We start from the raw sequence: 17,194 nt of genomic DNA, 5'->3' as shown, positions 1-17,194 counted from the left end.
AGCCAGGGGGGAACCGGCAAGCTGCGGGCGGTACAGGACTTCCGGCGGGGATGCGACGACGTTCGACAGGTGCTCACTCACCGTCAAATCCTGCCTGAGTAAGGTGAACGGCAGGTGTCTGGAATTGGTTGAAGGTTCATGTTGCGTTCACCTTGGTGCCCGTGGGCTTAGGGAACAAGGAGAACCTTGCCTGTGGTGCGCCGCCCTTCCAGGTCCTCGTGCGCCTTCCCGGCGTCGGCAAGAGAATACGTGGCACCGATCCGCACCTTGAGATGACCCTTTTCTGCGGCAGCGAAAACCTCACTGGAGCGCCAGCGGCGCTCCTGTTCGTTGAGCAGGAAGTGGGCCAGGGAGGGGCGGGTCAGTGTCAGCGATCCGCCCGCATTGAGGCGCTGGGGATCCACGGGTGGGACCGCTCCCGAAGCCGCTCCGAAGAGGACCAGGGTGCCCCTGGTGCGCAGGCAGGACAGCGAACCGTCGAAAGTGTTGCGGCCGACGCCGTCGTACACCACGTCCACGCCCTTCCCGCCGGTGAGTTCGCGGACATGGTGGGGAAAGCCCTCATAGCGCAGGACGTGGTCCGCCCCGGCGTCGCGGGCAAGTTCTTCCTTGGCGTCCGAGGAGACTGTGGTGATGACGCGGGCGCCCCGCTCCTTGAGCAGTTGGGTCAGCAGCAGGCCCACGCCTCCGGCGCCGGCGTGGGTGAGGATGGTGTGGCCCGGTTCAACCCTGAAGGAGGAGTTGATCAGGTAATGCGCGGTCATACCCTGGAGGGGCAGGGCCGCGGCCGCGAGGTCGTCCACGCCGTCCGGTACGGGGAGTGCCTTGGCCGCATCGATCAGGGTGTGGCTGGCGTAGCATTTTGCGCCCTCGGCCGTGGCAACCCGGCTTCCCACCGTGAAGTTCTCGACTCCTTCGCCCACCTCCACCACGGTGCCGGCGGCTTCCGAACCGGGGGTGAAGGGAAACGGGACCTGATACATTCCGCCGCGCTGGTACGTCTCGATGAAGTTGACGCCGGCTGCGGCGACCTTGACAAGCAGCTGGCCAGGACCCGGCACCGGGACCGCGGCCTCTGCCAGTTCCAGTACTTCGGGTCCGCCGGGCCCGCGGGCAATGATCGCGTGCGTCATGTGTCTCCTCTCCGGGCGGGGACTTCCCGGTCCGGTTTCTCTGACCATCCTAGGGATACCGGCACGGACAGCGAAGCGGCGGCCGGTAACCGGCCGCCGCTTCGTTGGTGCTTTCGGAGGGGGTGTTTGCCCTCCGCAGGCGCAGCAACGCGGGGTCATTCCCCGCCCGATAGAAGCTCGCCGAGGGGCCGGAAGTGACCCCGCGTTGGGTTTAGTAGCGGCGGGTCACCGTTGCCATGGGGCACTCGAAGTGGCGTCCGGCGGAAAGGCCGACGTCGTTGAGGTAGCGGACGATGATGCCGTACGACTGGAGCAGCGTGGTCTCCGTATAGGGAACCTGGTGCTTCCGGCAGTACTCGCGGACAATCTTGGCTGCCTTGTCCAGCTGGGGCCGTGCCATGTCCGGGAACAGGTGGTGTTCAGCCTGGCGGTTCAGGCCGCCGAGCAGGATGTCCATAAAGCGGCCACCGGAGATGTTCCGCGAGGTGAGGACCTGCCGGCTGAAGAAGTCCACGCGGCTGTCAGCCGGAAGGACCGGCATGCCCTTGTGGTTGGGAGCAAAGGAGGCGCCCATGTAGAACCCGAAGACGGCCAGCTGGACGCCGATGAAGGCGAACGCCATGCCCAGCGGCAGGAACGTGAAAGCCAGGACGGGGAGGGCGCTGAGCCGGACGAGCAGAATGGGCAGTTCCACCCAGCGGTGGGTCACCTTGGCCCGGCGGAAGACGAACTTCACGGAATCGATCTGCAGTCCCAGTCCCACGAGGAAGAGCAGCGGGAAGAAGAACCAGCCCTGTTTGCGGGTGAGGAACGCGAACCGTCCCTGCCGGTCGGCAACCGCCTCGGTGTGGAAGGCGATGGGTCCGGGGGCGATGTCCGGATCCTTGGAGATGACGTTCGGGTGGTTGTGGTGTGCGCCGTGCTTCTGCTCCCACCAGGAATAGCTCATGCCTGCCACCGACGTCGCCAGGATCCGGGCCGTCCAGTCGTTGGCCCGCCGGGATGCGAAAATCTGGCGGTGCCCGGCCTCGTGGGCCAGGAAGCTCAGCTGCGTACAGATGACGCCTACGGCCGCGGCGATCAGGAGCTGGAACCAGCTGTCACCGATCAGTGCAAAACCGAACCAGGCGGCGGTCATCAGGAGAACCAGGCAGGAAAATACAGTGACGTAGAACCCCACCCGGCGTTCCAGCAGGCCGGCAGCCTTGACGCTTTTCAGCAGTTCGGAATAGCTGAGGACAACGGCGTTGGGTTGCCGGACGCGCGATTGCGGTCGCCCCGAAGACGAAAGGGTGGTGGTCATAAAAGGGGGCCTCGTGCCTGTTGCGGGCAACGTTGCAGCCGACATTCGGCCTGCACGGTCAGGATCACCCTCACTCAGCATACGCCTGGGAGTCCAGCCGGCCGCCGGCACGAAGCAACAAAGAGTGCATAAATATCGGGCATGATGAATACTTTTGCTGTAGAATTCTGGGCATGACTATTTCTGTTGCAGTCTCCGGAGCCAGCGGGTATGCCGGGGGAGAGGTGCTCCGCCTCCTGGCCGGACACCCCGACGTCACCATCGGCGCCATCACCGCGCACAGCAACGCCGGCTCCCGCCTCGGCGAGCTTCAGCCACACCTGCATGAACTGGCCAGCCGCATCCTGGAAGACACCACGGTGGAGAACCTGTCCGGCCACGATGTGGTGTTCCTGGCGCTCCCGCACGGCGCTTCGGCTGAGATCGCTGCGCAGCTCCCGGCGGGCACGGTAGTGATCGACGCCGGCGCTGACCACCGGCTCGAAGACGCCGCCGCGTGGGAAAAGTTCTACGGCTCCGCCCATGCCGGAACCTGGCCGTACGGCCTGCCGGAACTCCCGGGCCAGCGTGAGGCGCTCAAGGGTGCCACCCGCATCGCGGTCCCGGGCTGCTACCCGACGTCGGCCCTCCTGGCGCTGACGCCCGGGTTCGCCGCGGGACTCCTCCAGCCCGACGACGTCGTCATCGTCTCCGCCTCAGGCACTTCCGGTGCCGGCAAAGCTGCGAAAGTGAATCTCATCGGAGCCGAAGTGATGGGCTCCATGAGCCCGTACGGTGTGGGCGGCGGCCACCGCCACACCCCGGAAATCGAGCAGGGGCTCTCCAACGCGGCAGGCGAAAGCGTCACCGTATCCTTCACCCCCACGCTCGCTCCGATGAGCCGGGGCATCCTCACCACCGCCACCGCGAAGGTCAAACCGGGCACCACGGCCGCCGACCTCCGCCAGGCATGGGCCGAGGCCTATGTCGACGAACCGTTTGTGCACCTGCTGCCCGAGGGGCAGTGGCCGGCCACCAAGGCCGTCCAGGGCTCCAACCACGCGGCCATGCAACTGGCTTTCGACGAACACACCGGCCGCGTGATTGTCACGTGCGTCATTGATAACCTCACCAAGGGAACTGCCGGCGGAGCCGTCCAGTCCATGAACATCGCACTTGGCCTGGCGGAGACCGCCGGCCTCAACCTGCAGGGAGTTGCCCCGTGACCGTTACCGCCCCCCAGGGATTCCGGGCCGCCGGCGTCACCGCCGGACTGAAGACATCCGGCAAGCCGGACCTTGCCCTGATCGTCAACGACGGACCGTCCAAGGCAGCCGCAGCCGTCTTCACCAGCAACCGCGTGGCCGCGGCGCCGGTCCACTGGTCCCGCCAGGTGGTCTCGGACGGCCGCGTGGACGCCGTCATCCTCAACTCCGGAGGCGCCAATGCGTGCACCGGCCCCCAGGGGTTCCAGAACACCCACAGCACTGCGGAGAAGGTTGCCAAGGTCCTCGGCATTTCGGCGACGGACGTCTTTGTCTGTTCCACCGGGCTGATCGGCGAGCAGCTGCCCATGGACAAAATCCTCCCGGGCGTCGAGGCTGCATCAGCTGCGCTCAGCGCTGACGGCGGCGCGGACGCGGCCAACGCCATCATGACCACCGACTCGGTACCCAAGGCCGCCCTGTTCATAGGCACCGATGCCGACGGCCAGGAGTTCACCATCGGCGGCATCGCCAAGGGCGCCGGCATGCTGGCTCCAGGCCTGGCCACCATGCTGGTTGTGATCACCACGGATGCCGAGGTTGAGCCGGAGATGCTCGACGTCGTCCTCCGCGACGCCACGCGCGTCACCTTCGACCGGGCTGACTCGGACGGCTGCATGTCCACCAACGACACCGTGGTGCTGCTCGCGTCCGGCGCGTCCGGGGCGGTCCCGTCCGCCGAAGCCTTTGGTGCCGGGCTGACCCAGGTGTGTGCGGAGCTGGCCCGCAAGCTGATCGGTGATGCCGAGGGCGCCAGCCACGACATCGCCATCCGCACCTTCAACGCGGCCAGCGAGCGGGACGCCGAAACGGCCAGCCGCTCTGTTGCCCGGTCCAACCTCTTCAAGGCCGCGATCTTCGGCAAGGACCCCAACTGGGGCCGGGTTCTCTCCGCGGTGGGAACCACTGATGCTGCCTTCGAGCCGGACCAGCTCAACGTATCCATCAACGGCATCCAGATCTGCCGCAACGGCAGCATCGGGGACGACCGCAACCTGGTGAACCTGGAACCCCGTGAGGTCCTGGTGGAGATCGACCTGCAGGCCGGTGACTCCGAAGCCACCATCTGGACCAACGACCTCACCCATGACTACGTGCACGAGAACAGCGCCTACTCGAGCTGATCCCGGGCCTCATCCACCAGCACCTTGGAGATACTGCCAGCATGAACACCCAGCCCCGTGAAACCACGTCCATGAGTGATGCCCAAAGCAAGGCCGGCACACTGATCGAGGCGCTGCCGTGGATCCAGCGCTTCGCCGGCACCACCATGGTGATCAAATACGGCGGCAACGCCATGGTCAACGAGGAACTGCGCCGGGCGTTCGCCGAAGACGTGGTGTTCCTGCACCATGTGGGCATCCACCCCGTGGTGGTCCACGGCGGCGGACCCCAGATCAACTCGATGCTTGCCCGGCTGGGCATCGAATCCGAGTTCAAGGGCGGGCTCCGCGTCACTACCCCCGAAGCCATGGACGTGGTCCGCATGGTCCTCACTGGCCAGGTGGGCCGCGAACTGGTGGGCCTGATCAACTCGCACGGCCCCTATGCGGTGGGGATGTCCGGCGAGGACGGCGGCCTGCTCCGCGCCGTCCGGACCGGCACCGTCATTGACGGGGAGGAAGTGGACCTGGGCCTGGTGGGCGAAGTGGTGGGCGTGAACCCCGAAGGCATCCTGGACATCCTGGCAGCCGGACGCATCCCCGTGATCTCCACTGTGGCCCCGGAGATCGAGAGTGATGGCACCGAGACAGCCGCAGGTGCGGTACAGACCACCGGGCAGGTCCTCAACGTCAATGCCGATACGGCTGCGGCGGCCCTCGCGGAGGCACTGGGGGCGTCCAAACTGGTGATCCTCACCGACGTCGAGGGCCTCTACGCCAACTGGCCGGACCGGTCCTCGCTCATTTCCTCGCTGACGGCAACGGAGCTGCGCGGGATGTTGCGCTCGCTGGAGTCGGGCATGATCCCGAAAATGGAGGCATGCCTCAAAGCCATCGACGGCGGCGTGGAACGCGCACACATCGTGGACGGCAGGCTGCCGCACTCCATGCTCCTGGAAACCTTCACCACCGCCGGCATCGGCACCCAGGTGGTCCCCGACGAAGAAACGAATGCATCATGACCCACGCAGACCTGACCAACTCCACCGCTGCCGGGACCTCCATCGCTGCCGAGGCCGCCGCGACCGCCCTGGTTGGCCACACCAGCGGAGCTGACTGGCTCGCGCGCTATTCCACATCGCTCATGGGCGTGTTCGGCACCCCGCAGCGCGTCCTGGTCCGTGGCGCCGGCTGCCTGGTCTGGGACGCCGACGGAAAGGAATACCTGGACCTGCTCGGCGGTATCGCCGTCAACGCCCTCGGCCATGCCCACCCGTTCGTCACCTCCGTAATCTCCAGCCAGCTGGCCACGTTGGGGCATGTCTCCAACTTCTTCACCAGCCCCACCCAGGTGGCGCTCGCAGAAAAGCTGCTGGCACTGACGCATGCGCCGGCGGGCTCCAAGGTGTTCTTCGCCAACTCGGGAACCGAGGCTGTGGAGGCCGCGTTCAAGCTGGCCCGGCGCAACGCGACCGGTCCGGACGGCGCACCCCGCACCAAGATCATCGCCCTCGAGGGAGCCTTTCACGGCCGCACCATGGGCGCCCTGGCCCTGACCGCCAAGGAGGCCTACCGTGCTCCGTTCGAACCCCTGCCCGGCGGGGTGGTCCACGTTCCCTTCGGCGACGTGGCCGCCCTCGAAGCTGCCATCGACGAGACGGTGGCTGCCGTGTTCCTGGAGCCCATCCAGGGTGAAGCCGGCGTCCGTCCCTTGCCTGCGGGGTATCTGGCAGCCGCCCGCGAGGCAACCACGAAAGCCGGTGCCCTGCTGATCCTGGATGAGGTCCAGACCGGCATCGGCCGGACCGGCAAGTGGCTCGCCAGCGAAGACGCCGGGATCGTTCCCGACGCCGTCACACTGGCCAAGGGCCTCGGCGGGGGCTTCCCCATCGGCGCGCTCATCACCTTTGGCGAGCCTGTATCCACCCTCCTGGGGGCCGGCCAGCACGGCAGCACCTTCGGCGGCAACCCGGTGGCGACGGCGGCCGCTTTGGCTACGCTGCATGCGATCGAAAGCCAGCGCGTACTGGAGAACGTCGCGACCGTGGGGGACTACCTCCGTGCGGGACTCGCCGCCGTCGAGGGCGTCACGGAAGTCCGTGGCGAAGGCCTCCTGATCGGCTTCGACCTGGACGCGGACGTCGCCCCTGCGGTGGTCACCGCCGGCCTCGACGCCGGGTTCATCGTCAACAGCCCCGGGCCGCGCACCATCCGGCTTGCCCCGCCGCTGATCCTCACCACCGAGCAGGCCGGTGCCTTCCTTGCCGCCTTCCCGGCAATCCTCCAGACAGCTAAGGACGCGCAGTGACCCCTGTAGGCAGCACCACCCGCCACTTCCTCAAGGACACCGACCTCACTCCGGCTGAGCAGGCCGAGGTGCTGGACCTGGCTGTCCGCATGAAGGCCGAGCCCTACAGCGTGCAGCCTTTTGCCGCCGAGGGAAACGGCCGCAAGACCGTCGCCGTCATCTTCGACAAGACCTCCACACGCACCCGCGTGTCCTTCGCCACCGGCATCGCGGACATGGGCGGCAACGCCCTGATCATCAACCCGGGGGAAGCCCAGATCGGCCACAAGGAATCGGTGGAGGATACCGCCAAGGTCCTCGAACGCATGGTCTCCACCATTGTCTGGCGCACCGGAGCGCATGCCGGCCTCGTGGCGATGGCGGAAAACTCCAGGGTGCCGGTCATCAATGCGCTGTGCGATGACTACCACCCCTGCCAGCTGCTGGCCGATCTGCTGGCGGTCAAGGAGCACAAGGGCGAGCTCAAAGGCCTCACCATGAGCTACCTGGGGGATTCGGCCAACAACATGGCCAACTCCTACCTTCTGGCAGGAGTCACCGCAGGGATGCATGTCCGCATCGCAGGGCCGGAAGGCTATCTGCCGGCCGCGGAGATCGTTGCCGCGGCTGAGGAACGTGCAGCCCAGACCGGCGGGTCCGTGCTGATCACCACCGACGCCGCCGCGGCGCTCACGGACGCCGACGTCGTGGCCACGGACACCTGGGTGTCCATGGGCCAGGAAGCCCAAAAGGCTGCCCGGATGCAGCTGTTCCGGGAGTACGCCGTCGATGAGGCGGCGATGGCACTCGCGGCGGACGACGCCGTCGTGCTTCACTGCCTGCCCGCGTACCGCGGCTACGAGATCTCAGCAGGAGTCATCGACGGCCCTCAGTCGATCGTGTGGGACGAAGCCGAGAACCGGCTCCACGCCCAGAAGGCGCTGATGGCTTGGCTGATGCACCGCTCCGGCCTGGCCGTCGTCGAAGGCCTGCCGCCGCTGGATGGGCTGGCGCCTTTGGATGGGCCGGCGTCCGTGGAGGCCAGTAACCCGTGACCGTCCCGCCGGCAGCGCCGGGCTCCAGCCCGGCCACCAAAACAGCCCGCCAGGCGCGCATCACCGCCATCCTGACGGGTGAATCGGTGCGCTCCCAGGCGGAGCTTGCCGCTTTGCTGGCGGACGACGGCGTCCAGGTCACCCAGGCCACCCTCTCCCGCGACCTCGTGGAACTCGGCGCCGTCCGGGTCCGCGGCAAGGAAGGCGTCCTGGTCTATGCCGTCCCCGGCGAAGGCGGCGAACGCGCCGCCAAAAGCGGGGTGAGCCAGGAAATCCTGGACGCACGGCTGGCCAGGCTGTGCAGCGAATTGCTCGTCACGGCAGAGGCTTCAGCCAACATCGCCGTGCTCCGGACCCCGCCCGGCGCCGCCAACTTCCTGGCACTGGCCATCGACCACTCGGTGATGCCCTCCATCCTGGGGACCATCGCCGGTGACGATACCGTGCTCCTGGTTTCCCGCGATCCCGCCGGCGGGCAGGACCTCGCGGCCCGGTTCCTGCAACTGGCAGAGGAAGCCGGCGGAAGCCAGCAATAGCCCGCTGCTCCAGCGGCGCCTGCGTTGTGACAGGCTTTCCCTAGAAGAATTTCCCGAACAAGAAATCCCAACCCCCAATAAGAGGAGCATTTTCGTGACTGAGCGTATTGTTCTGGCCTACTCCGGTGGCCTCGATACTTCCGTAGCCATCGGCTGGATCGGTGAAGCCACCGGTGCCGAGGTCATCGCCGTGGCGGTCGACGTCGGACAGGGCGGCGAATCGCTGGAAACCATCCGCCAGCGTGCCCTGGGCTGCGGCGCCGTTGAAGCCTACGTGGCTGACGCGTCCGATGAGTTCGCCAACGAGTACTGCATGCCCACGCTGAAGGCCAACGCCCTCTACCAGGGCCACTACCCGCTGGTCTCCGCCATCTCCCGGCCCGTCATCGTCAAGCACCTGGTCAAGGCCGCCCGCGAATTCGGCGCCACCACGGTTGCGCACGGCTGCACCGGCAAGGGCAACGACCAGGTCCGCTTTGAGGTCGGCATCCAGACCCTCGGCCCGGACCTGAAGTGCATCGCCCCGGTCCGCGACCTCGCCCTGACCCGCGACAAGGCCATCGCCTTCGCCGAGGAAAAGGGACTGCCGATCGAGACCACCAAGAAGAACCCGTACTCGATCGACCAGAACGTCTGGGGCCGCGCCGTCGAAACCGGTTACCTCGAGGACATCTGGAACGCGCCCACGAAGGACATCTACGACTACACCGCCACCCCGGAGTTCCCGCCGGCACCGGATGAGGTCACCATCTCCTTCGAAGCCGGCATCCCGGTAGCGATCGACGGCGTCAAGGTCACCCCGCTGCAGGCCATCAAGGAACTGAACCGCCGCGCCGGCGCCCAGGGCGTTGGCCGTATCGACGTCGTCGAGGACCGCCTCGTGGGCATCAAGTCCCGCGAAATCTACGAGGCCCCCGGCGCCATGGCCCTCATCACGGCGCACAAGCACCTTGAGGACATCACGGTGGAGCGCGAGCAGGCCCGCTTCAAGGCAACTGTTGGCCAGCGCTGGGCCGAGCTGGTGTACGACGGCCAGTGGTTCTCACCGCTCAAGCGTTCGCTGGACGCCTTCATCGAAGACACCCAGAAGTATGTTTCCGGTGACATCCGCATGACCCTGCACGGCGGCCAGGCGATCGTCAACGGACGCCGCTCCGAGACCTCGCTCTACGACTTCGACCTCGCCACCTACGACACCGGCGACACCTTCGACCAGTCCATGGCCCGCGGCTTCATCGAGCTGTGGGGCATGTCCGCGAAGGTCGCGTCCGGCCGCGATATCCGCGTCGCAGGCCAGTAAGTGGCTTCCGCTACAAACGAAGGTGCACTGTGGGGCGGCCGCTTTGCCGGTGGCCCCGCAGATGCCCTCGCGGCACTGAGCAAGTCCACGCACTTTGACTGGCGGCTGGCCCGCTACGACATCGCCGGTTCCATGGCGCACGCCCGTGTGCTCCACAAGGCCGGCCTGCTGGACGACGCTGAGCTCGACGGCATGCTGGCAGCGCTGAAGCAGCTGGACGAGGACGTTGCGTCTGGGGCCTACCTGCCGTCGGAATCCGATGAGGATGTGCACGGCTCGCTGGAACGCGGACTGATCGAGCGCGCCGGAACCCAGCTGGGCGGCAAGCTCCGCGCCGGCCGTTCGCGCAACGACCAGGTGGCCACGCTGGGACGGATGTTCCTGCGCGACCATGCCCGGATCATCGCGCGCGGCGTGCTCGCCACGATCGAGGCACTGGTGGACCAGGCCAAGGCGCACCAGGGTGTGGCCATGCCCGGCCGGACCCACCTGCAGCATGCCCAGCCGGTCCTGCTCAGCCACCACCTGCTCGCCCATGCCTGGGCTCTGCTGCGCGACGTGCAGCGGCTGCAGGACTGGGACAAGCGCGCCGGGGTTTCGCCCTACGGCTCAGGCGCCCTGGCGGGATCTTCGCTGGGACTGGATCCTGAAGCGGTGGCGGCGGACCTCGGATTCTTCTCAGCCACGCACAACTCGATCGACGGCACCGCTTCCCGCGACGTCTTTGCCGAGTTCGCCTGGGTGACGGCCATGATCGGCGTCGACCTGTCCCGCGTGTCGGAGGAAGTCATCCTGTGGGCCACCAAGGAGTTCTCCTTTGTGAGCCTGCACGATTCGTACTCCACCGGCTCCTCGATCATGCCGCAGAAGAAGAACCCGGATGTTGCAGAGCTGGCGCGCGGCAAGGCGGGCCGCCTGATCGGCAACCTGACCGGGCTGCTGGCTACGCTCAAGGGCCTGCCGCTCGCGTACAACCGCGACCTGCAGGAAGATAAAGAGCCGGTCTTCGACGCCGCCGACACCCTGGAGCTGCTGCTTCCGGCTGTCTCGGGCATGATCGCGACGCTGAAGTTCAATACCGAACGGATGGAGTCATTGGCACCGCAGGGCTTTGCGCTGGCCACCGACATCGCCGAATGGCTGGTCCGGCAGGGGGTTCCGTTCCGCGAGGCCCACGAGCTCTCCGGAGCAGCCGTCAAGCAGGCCGAAAGCCGCGATGTGGAGCTGTGGGACCTGACGGATGAGGAATACGCCGCCATCTCGGAGCACCTGACCCCGGAGGTCCGGACGGTCCTGTCCACCGAGGGCTCGCTCAACAGCCGCAACTCCCAGGGCGGTACCGCACCGGCCGCCGTCGAACGCCAGCTGGTTGCGCTGGAAGCCGAGCTGGCCGGTGTGCGGGAGTACGCGCGCTAGCAGTCCACACGCTCTCTCATTTGATGCATCTTTTTGGCCATCGCTCTCTCACTTTCCTCAAGAAAGTGAGAGGGCGATGCCGATATCAGTGCATTAAGTGAGAGAGCGTTGTGCGTTGCCGGCGGTTATCCTGCGGCGCTGCGGCGCTTAGGGTGGGGGCATGAGTGAATCCTTCCGCGACAAACTCCGGGCCCTGCCGGACTTCCCGTCCGACCTGCCGTCCTTCGACCCGGAGACGGCGCCGGCGGACCCGGCGGCGCTGTTCAGGCAGTGGCTGGACGAAGCGCTCGCGGCCGGGGTGCTGCAGCCGCATGCCTGCAGCCTGGCCACCGCGGACAACTCAGGGCAACCATCGTCCAGGATGCTCATTCTGAAGGACATCGACGACGACGGATGGCAGTTCGCCACGGCCCGCACCTCGCGAAAGGGTAAGGAACTCTCGCTCAACCCCCAGGCGGCACTGAACTTCTTCTGGCCGGAGCAGGGGCGCCAGGTCCGGGTGGCCGGAACGGTGGTGGAGCTCTCCACAGAAGCCTCAACGGCGGACTGGGATGCCCGGCCCGGGGCAGACGGCAGCACCAACGCCCAATGGCAGCTGTACGCCCTGCAACCTTCAGAGGTCGAATTCTGGCAGGCCAGGCATGACCGCCGCCACATCCGGCACCGCTTCGGTCCGGACGGAAATCTGCTCAGCTAGGGTGTTCCGGCCTCACGGGCCAGCAGGCTTTCCTTGATGGCGAGGCCCCAACGGAAGCCGCCCAGGGAACCGTCTGTCCGGATCACCCGGTGGCACGGCACAAACAACGCCGCAGCATTAAAGGCGCAGGCACTGGCGGCTGCCCGAACGGCTTTGGGATTTCCGGACAGTTCGGCGTATTCCGTGTAGGTCACCGGCGCGCCGGGACGGACTGTCCTCAGGACGTCCCAGGCGTGGGCGCGGAACGGTCCGGATTTCTGCTGGACGGGCACAGCCATGGCCGGTGCCGGGTCGCCGGCGTAGAAGGCCTCCACGGCACGGGAAATCGGCCCCAGGTCAGTGACGGCCTCAACATCCGCCGGACGCAGCTCCGGGTGGATCTGTCCGGTCAGCTCGCCGGGTTCGGCCGTCCAGCCGGAGGCCAGCACCACGCCGTCCCGGGCAAGGATGGTGAACGGGCCGTCCGGGGTGGACATCTGCAGCAGCTGGGCTTTCATGGCATCGCTTTCTTTGGAACATTTTTCGCAAGTATGGTGTCCGGGCGGGAGGAGGTTTTTGGTGCGGCCGCAGCACGCCACAGGTGCATCGTGGCATAGGACCGCCAAGGGCTCACGCGGCGAAACTCCGGGTCAGCGGCGCCACCGGCCGGCACGGTGTCCAGCCCCGCGCGTGTGGCGAGGGCCCGGATGCCGTTCCGTACCGCCGCGTCGTTGGCCAGGAACACGTCAGGTGCGCCCAGGACGCGCATTGCCACGTAGCCCACCGTCCAGGGGCCTACCCCGGCAAGGGGAAGCATCTTTGCGGTCAGGCCTGACAGGTCGTCGCCGTAGCCAAAATCCAGCACACCGGATGCCATGGCTGACGCGGCTGCCCGCACGGCATCAATCCGGCGCTGTGGTCCGCGCAGCAGCGTGTATCCCTCTGCGGCGATCTCTTCCGCGGTGGGGAAGAGCCGGTCGAGTCCATCAATCGGGACGGCGCACGGGCTGCCGGACGCCGATAGTTGCGTCAGTGCCGTCCGGGCGGCCGCGACGGTGACCTGCTGCCCGATCATGGCCCGCACCAGGAGCTCCTGGGGGTCCACCGCACCGGGGAGCCGTATGCCAGGGACAGCGCCAACCGAGGCGGCAAGGCGCGGATCGGCTGCCAAAGCGTCGTCGATCGCCACGGGATCCGCATCAAGGTCAAAGAGCCGGCGTACCCGGCTCAGCAGCGCAGGCAGGTCCCGCAGGTCCACCGCGCCGACGGTGAGGGTCAGCGGCCGCCCGGCGCCGCCGTCGTCGTACTCCACACTGAAGCGCGCGTCACCGTGGGGGAGCCGCAGCGTCCGGGCGTACGACGTCGGCGTCCCCGCCTCGATCCCCGGAATGGCCCTGACTGCCAGGAAGGAAAAGACACCGGGATCGAACGGTTCGCGGTAGGGAAGGCTGAGCGTCAGCGAGGCGGCGGCGGCCGTTGCCGGGTGGTGCCGGGCGGTGGAGCGCAGTGCGGTAGGGGTCATGGCGAAGACCTCCACCATGGTTTCGTTGAACTGCCTGACGCTGCTGAAGCCTGAGGCAAAGGCGATGTCCGCCAGCTTCATGGACGTGGACACCAGCAACGTGCGCGCGGTCTGGGCGCGGCTGGCCCGGGCCAGGGACAGGGGACCCGCGCCGAGTTCGTGGCTCAGGATCCGGTTCAGCTGCCGGGCCGAATAGCCCAGCCGGGCGGCAAGGCCCTCCACGCCATCGCGGTTGATCACGCCGTCATTGATCAGCCGCATGGCCCGGCCGGCCAGGTCCTGCCGGACGTTCCACGCGGGTGTGCCGGGGACCGCCTCCGGGAGGCAGCGCTTGCACGCCCGGTAGCCGGCATCGTGCGCTGCGGCGGATGTTTCGTAGAACGTGACGTTGGCTGCTTTCGGCGTCCGCGCCGGGCAGGACGGGCGGCAGTAAATGCCGGTGGTGCGGACCGCGGTATAGAACTGCCCGTCGAACCGGGTGTCCCGTGCGTCGATCGCACGGTAGCGCTGCCAGAAGTCCATGACCTCTATCCTGCCAGCCGCCGGCACCCCCTGCTAGCGGAAATCGGACATGACCGTGGAGGTTTCTTGAGTACAGTCGAAGCATGACCGTCCGCAGCCCAGCAGGCCCCGAAGCACTCCGCGAATTGCTCTCCGGTGACGCGCGCCGGGTAGCGCCGCAGCTGCTCGGTGCGGTCCTGAGCCACAACAGCCATGAGGGAACCGTAGCCGTGCGCATCAGCGAGGTGGAGGCGTACATGGGGCCGGGGGACTCGCTGCATCCGGACCCGGGGTCGCACACGTTCCGGGGGCCCACTGCCCGCAACGAGCCGATGTTCGGTGCCGCGGGCCACCTGTACGTGTATTTCACGTATGGAATGCACTACTGCGCCAACATTGTCTGCGGCCCGGCGGGGTCGGCGTCGGCTGTCCTCCTGCGGGCCGGCGAAGTGGTGGAGGGACAGCATCTGGCCGGAGTGCGACGGCCGACGTCGAAATCGTCCCTTGATCTTGCGAGCGGCCCGGCCCGGTTGGCCACCACACTGGCTCTGACCACGGCCGACAGCGGGCGGGACGTATTGACCGAACCCTTCGAACTGCGGCTGCCGCCGGTCCCCGCCGAAGGATACAGTTCCGGGCCCCGGGTGGGCGTCTCCGGCGACGGCGGCTCCGCTGCCTATCCGTGGCGTTTCTGGCTGCCGGGGGATCCCACGGTGTCCCGCTACAAAGCGGCCAAGGTCAGGGCGCCCAAGTTTCAATCGCGTTAACCGAAATGGTTGTAGAATGGACGGTCTGTCTTTTGCGATAGGGGAACGTTAATGCTCGACGCCGATTTGGCCCACGAACGGGACTATGTGGCCGGCCTGTACGCGCGGCTGGAAGAACTCCGTGCGGAGAAGCGCACGCAGCTGGCGCAGGTCCGGCGGGCCGGTGCCGTGGGCACCATGCAGAATGTTTCCGAACGTGATGCTTTCGCTGCCCTCTATGAGGACCGGCTCGCGCAGCTCGATGCTGTTGACGACCGGCTCGTTTTCGGGCGCCTTGACCTGGATTCCGGTGAGGCCCAGTACATCGGCCGCATCGGCCTGACCACGGACGATCTGCAACGGCTCATGGTTGACTGGCGCGCGCCCGAAGCAGGGCACTTTTACCAGGCCACCGCCTTCGACCGGCAGGGCGTTCGGCGCCGCCGGCATCTGATTCTGCAGGGGCGTGAAGTCAAGGCCATCGAGGACGACGTCCTGGACGCGGACATGCTGGCGGATAATGCATCGCTGCAGGGCGAAGGCGCCCTGCTGGCCGCGCTCGATTCCAAGCGCACGGGCCGGATGTCGGACATCGTTGGCACCATCCAGTCGGAACAGGACCGCATCATCCGGTCTCCCATGTCCGGCGCACTCGTCGTCCAAGGTGGTCCCGGCACCGGCAAGACCGCCGTCGCGCTGCACCGCGCCGCATACCTGCTGTACACCCACCGGGAACGGCTGAAGACTGCCGGCGTGCTGCTGGTGGGCCCGTCGTCGTCGTTCATGAAATACATCGAACGCGTCCTTCCCTCGCTGGGTGAAACCGGCGTGGTGATGGCCAGCGTGGGACGCCTGATGCCCGGGATCAATGCCATCGCGGAACCCGAAGCGGACGTCGCAGCCATCAAGGGGCGCCTGGACATGGCGGAGGTTGTGGCCAACGCGGTGGCGAACCGCCAGCGCATCCCCGCCGAGGACCGCATCCTCGACGTTGACGGCCGCAAGCTGGTCCTGACCCCGCGCCAGGTGCGCCGGGCACGTGAACGTGCGCGTTCCACGGGCAAGCCCCACAACGAGGCGCGGCTGTTGTTCGTCAAGATCCTGCTCCGCGAGCTCACCGAACAGATGACCGAGCTCGTGGAGGCGGGGAGCCTGGGCAACAATGCCGACCGTTCCTACCTTGCCGAAGACGTCCGGTCCGCCCGTGACGTCCGGATCGCGCTGAATCTCTGCTGGATGCCTATGACTCCGGAGAAGCTGATCAGCGAGCTTTTCAGCAAGCCCGCAGTGCTCGCGGCCTGCACGCCGCACCTGACCCTGCAGGAGCAGGCGCTGCTCCTGCGCCCGGCCGATGCTCCCTGGACCGAGTCTGACGTCCCGCTGCTGGATGAAGCGGCCGAGCTCCTGGGCGAACTCGACCCGGCTGCCGGACGCGGCCTCGCCCAGCAGGAGCACGACCGCGCCCGCGATCTCGCCAACGCCAAGCAGACGCTCGTGAACATGGGTGACATGGGTGTTGACGTGCTCATTACCGCGGAGGAACTCGCCGAACAGAACCAGGAGCGGGAAAACCGGCAGACAGCCGCCGAGCGTGCCACCTCCGACAGGACGTGGGCTTTCGGCCACATCGTGGTGGATGAGGCACAGGAGCTCTCGCCCATGCAGTGGCGGCTGCTGGTCCGCCGCTGCCCGCTGAAGTCGTTCACCATCGTGGGTGACATCGCGCAGACGAGTTCCGTGGCCGGTGCCAACTCCTGGCAGGCGGCCCTGGCGCCCATGTTCGGGGACCGCTGGCACCTGGAGGAACTGACCGTCAACTACCGTACGCCCACCCAGATTGCCGAAGCCGCAGCCCGGATGGCCAATGCCGCCGGCCTGGTGGTGTCCGTGCCGAAGGCTGTCCGGGAGGGCCGCTGGTCGCCCCTTATCGACAAGGTTGCTGACGGGGCTGTTGTCAGCCGCCTGGTGGAGGTGCTCCCGGAAGAACTGGACGCGCTCGACGGCGGGCTTCTGGCCGTTATTGCCGACGGCGACCTCCTCCCGCAGGCAACTGCAGCACTTCGTGCGGTGTACGGTAGGCGCATCGGCAGCGGTGCCGGCAGCTACGAGCAGGACATCGTGGTCATCAGCCCGCGCGAGGCCAAAGGCCTGGAGTTCGATGGCGTGGTGGTCCTGGAGCCATCCATGATGCTCAACCACGAGCACGGCCGGGTCGGCGACCTGTATGTTGCCATGACCAGGCCCACCCAGCGGCTCCGGCTCATCGCTGCAGCCGGCATTCCTGCGGGGATCGAACACTAAGCTGCGCAGTCTCCTGTGGACGCCCGGTACCGTATGTTTCGGCGCCGGGCGTCCCCAATCCTGCTAACTTA

The 17,194-nt window shown here is 67.1% G+C and carries 15 protein-coding genes; 11 read left to right on the top strand and 4 right to left on the bottom strand.

Features of this window, described 5'->3' with window-relative positions; translation table 11 throughout:
* Window positions 1-167 precede the first annotated feature (167 nt).
* Together AC1MCA_RS02800 and AC1MCA_RS02795 are read right to left on the bottom strand one after the other, a co-directional pair.
* Window positions 168-1,133, bottom strand: a complete 966-nt coding sequence (locus AC1MCA_RS02800) for a quinone oxidoreductase family protein (RefSeq protein WP_479801062.1) — start codon at window positions 1,131-1,133, stop codon at window positions 168-170.
* A 211-nt stretch (window positions 1,134-1,344) separates the two neighbouring features.
* The gene (locus AC1MCA_RS02795) at window positions 1,345-2,436 is read right to left on the bottom strand and encodes a fatty acid desaturase family protein (RefSeq protein WP_479801060.1); all 1,092 of its coding nucleotides are present in this window, start codon (window positions 2,434-2,436) and stop codon (window positions 1,345-1,347) included.
* Window positions 2,437-2,609: 173 nt separating this feature from the next.
* On the opposite strand from AC1MCA_RS02795, the gene argC reads away from it, so the two are divergent.
* From argC to AC1MCA_RS02750, 9 genes are all read left to right on the top strand, one after another.
* The gene (argC, locus tag AC1MCA_RS02790; protein ID WP_479801057.1) at window positions 2,610-3,641 is read left to right on the top strand and encodes an N-acetyl-gamma-glutamyl-phosphate reductase; all 1,032 of its coding nucleotides are present in this window, start codon (window positions 2,610-2,612) and stop codon (window positions 3,639-3,641) included.
* Window positions 3,638-4,804: a bifunctional glutamate N-acetyltransferase/amino-acid acetyltransferase ArgJ gene (gene argJ, locus AC1MCA_RS02785; protein WP_108598531.1), complete on the top strand. Its 1,167-nt coding sequence runs from the start codon at window positions 3,638-3,640 to the stop codon at window positions 4,802-4,804. Before argC ends, argJ begins: the two co-directional genes overlap by 4 nt.
* Window positions 4,805-4,845: 41 nt before the next feature.
* Window positions 4,846-5,805: an acetylglutamate kinase gene (argB, locus tag AC1MCA_RS02780; RefSeq protein ID WP_479801055.1), complete on the top strand. Its 960-nt coding sequence runs from the start codon at window positions 4,846-4,848 to the stop codon at window positions 5,803-5,805.
* On the top strand, window positions 5,802-7,091 hold the full coding sequence (locus AC1MCA_RS02775) for an acetylornithine transaminase (RefSeq protein ID WP_479801053.1): 1,290 nt from the start codon (window positions 5,802-5,804) through the stop codon (window positions 7,089-7,091). Before argB ends, AC1MCA_RS02775 begins: the two co-directional genes overlap by 4 nt.
* Complete coding sequence (gene argF / locus AC1MCA_RS02770; RefSeq protein WP_479801051.1) at window positions 7,088-8,125, top strand: ornithine carbamoyltransferase; 1,038 nt, start codon at window positions 7,088-7,090, stop codon at window positions 8,123-8,125. The genes AC1MCA_RS02775 and argF overlap by 4 nt, the downstream gene beginning before the upstream one ends.
* Window positions 8,122-8,661, top strand: a complete 540-nt coding sequence (locus tag AC1MCA_RS02765) for an arginine repressor (RefSeq protein WP_108598535.1) — start codon at window positions 8,122-8,124, stop codon at window positions 8,659-8,661. The genes argF and AC1MCA_RS02765 overlap by 4 nt, the downstream gene beginning before the upstream one ends.
* Before the next feature lie 94 nt (window positions 8,662-8,755).
* Window positions 8,756-9,961 carry an argininosuccinate synthase gene (locus tag AC1MCA_RS02760; protein WP_479801049.1) on the top strand — a complete coding sequence of 402 codons (1,206 nt, stop codon included), beginning with the start codon at window positions 8,756-8,758 and terminating at the stop codon, window positions 9,959-9,961.
* Entirely contained in the window at window positions 9,962-11,377 is a 1,416-nt protein-coding gene (argH, locus tag AC1MCA_RS02755) for an argininosuccinate lyase (protein WP_479801047.1), read from the top strand.
* Between the two features lie 160 nt (window positions 11,378-11,537).
* Complete coding sequence (locus AC1MCA_RS02750; protein ID WP_479801045.1) at window positions 11,538-12,074, top strand: pyridoxine/pyridoxamine 5'-phosphate oxidase; 537 nt, start codon at window positions 11,538-11,540, stop codon at window positions 12,072-12,074.
* Here the strand turns inward: AC1MCA_RS02750 and AC1MCA_RS02745 are convergent.
* Entirely contained in the window at window positions 12,071-12,571 is a 501-nt protein-coding gene (locus AC1MCA_RS02745) for a methylated-DNA--[protein]-cysteine S-methyltransferase (RefSeq protein ID WP_108599666.1), read from the bottom strand. The two genes, AC1MCA_RS02750 and AC1MCA_RS02745, sit on opposite strands and share 4 nt — an antisense overlap.
* Window positions 12,568-14,097 carry a DNA-3-methyladenine glycosylase 2 family protein gene (locus AC1MCA_RS02740; RefSeq protein ID WP_479801043.1) on the bottom strand — a complete coding sequence of 510 codons (1,530 nt, stop codon included), beginning with the start codon at window positions 14,095-14,097 and terminating at the stop codon, window positions 12,568-12,570. The genes AC1MCA_RS02745 and AC1MCA_RS02740 overlap by 4 nt, the downstream gene beginning before the upstream one ends.
* A gap of 83 nt (window positions 14,098-14,180) precedes the next feature.
* On the opposite strand from AC1MCA_RS02740, the gene AC1MCA_RS02735 reads away from it, so the two are divergent.
* Complete coding sequence (locus AC1MCA_RS02735) at window positions 14,181-14,843, top strand: DNA-3-methyladenine glycosylase (RefSeq protein WP_479801041.1); 663 nt, start codon at window positions 14,181-14,183, stop codon at window positions 14,841-14,843.
* Between the two features lie 51 nt (window positions 14,844-14,894).
* Window positions 14,895-17,123 carry a HelD family protein gene (locus AC1MCA_RS02730; RefSeq protein WP_479801039.1) on the top strand — a complete coding sequence of 743 codons (2,229 nt, stop codon included), beginning with the start codon at window positions 14,895-14,897 and terminating at the stop codon, window positions 17,121-17,123.
* Window positions 17,124-17,194 lie beyond the last annotated feature (71 nt).

This window comes from Arthrobacter sp. BK1, from assembly GCF_056680055.1.
This window is presented reverse-complemented; position numbering and strand designations above follow the sequence as displayed.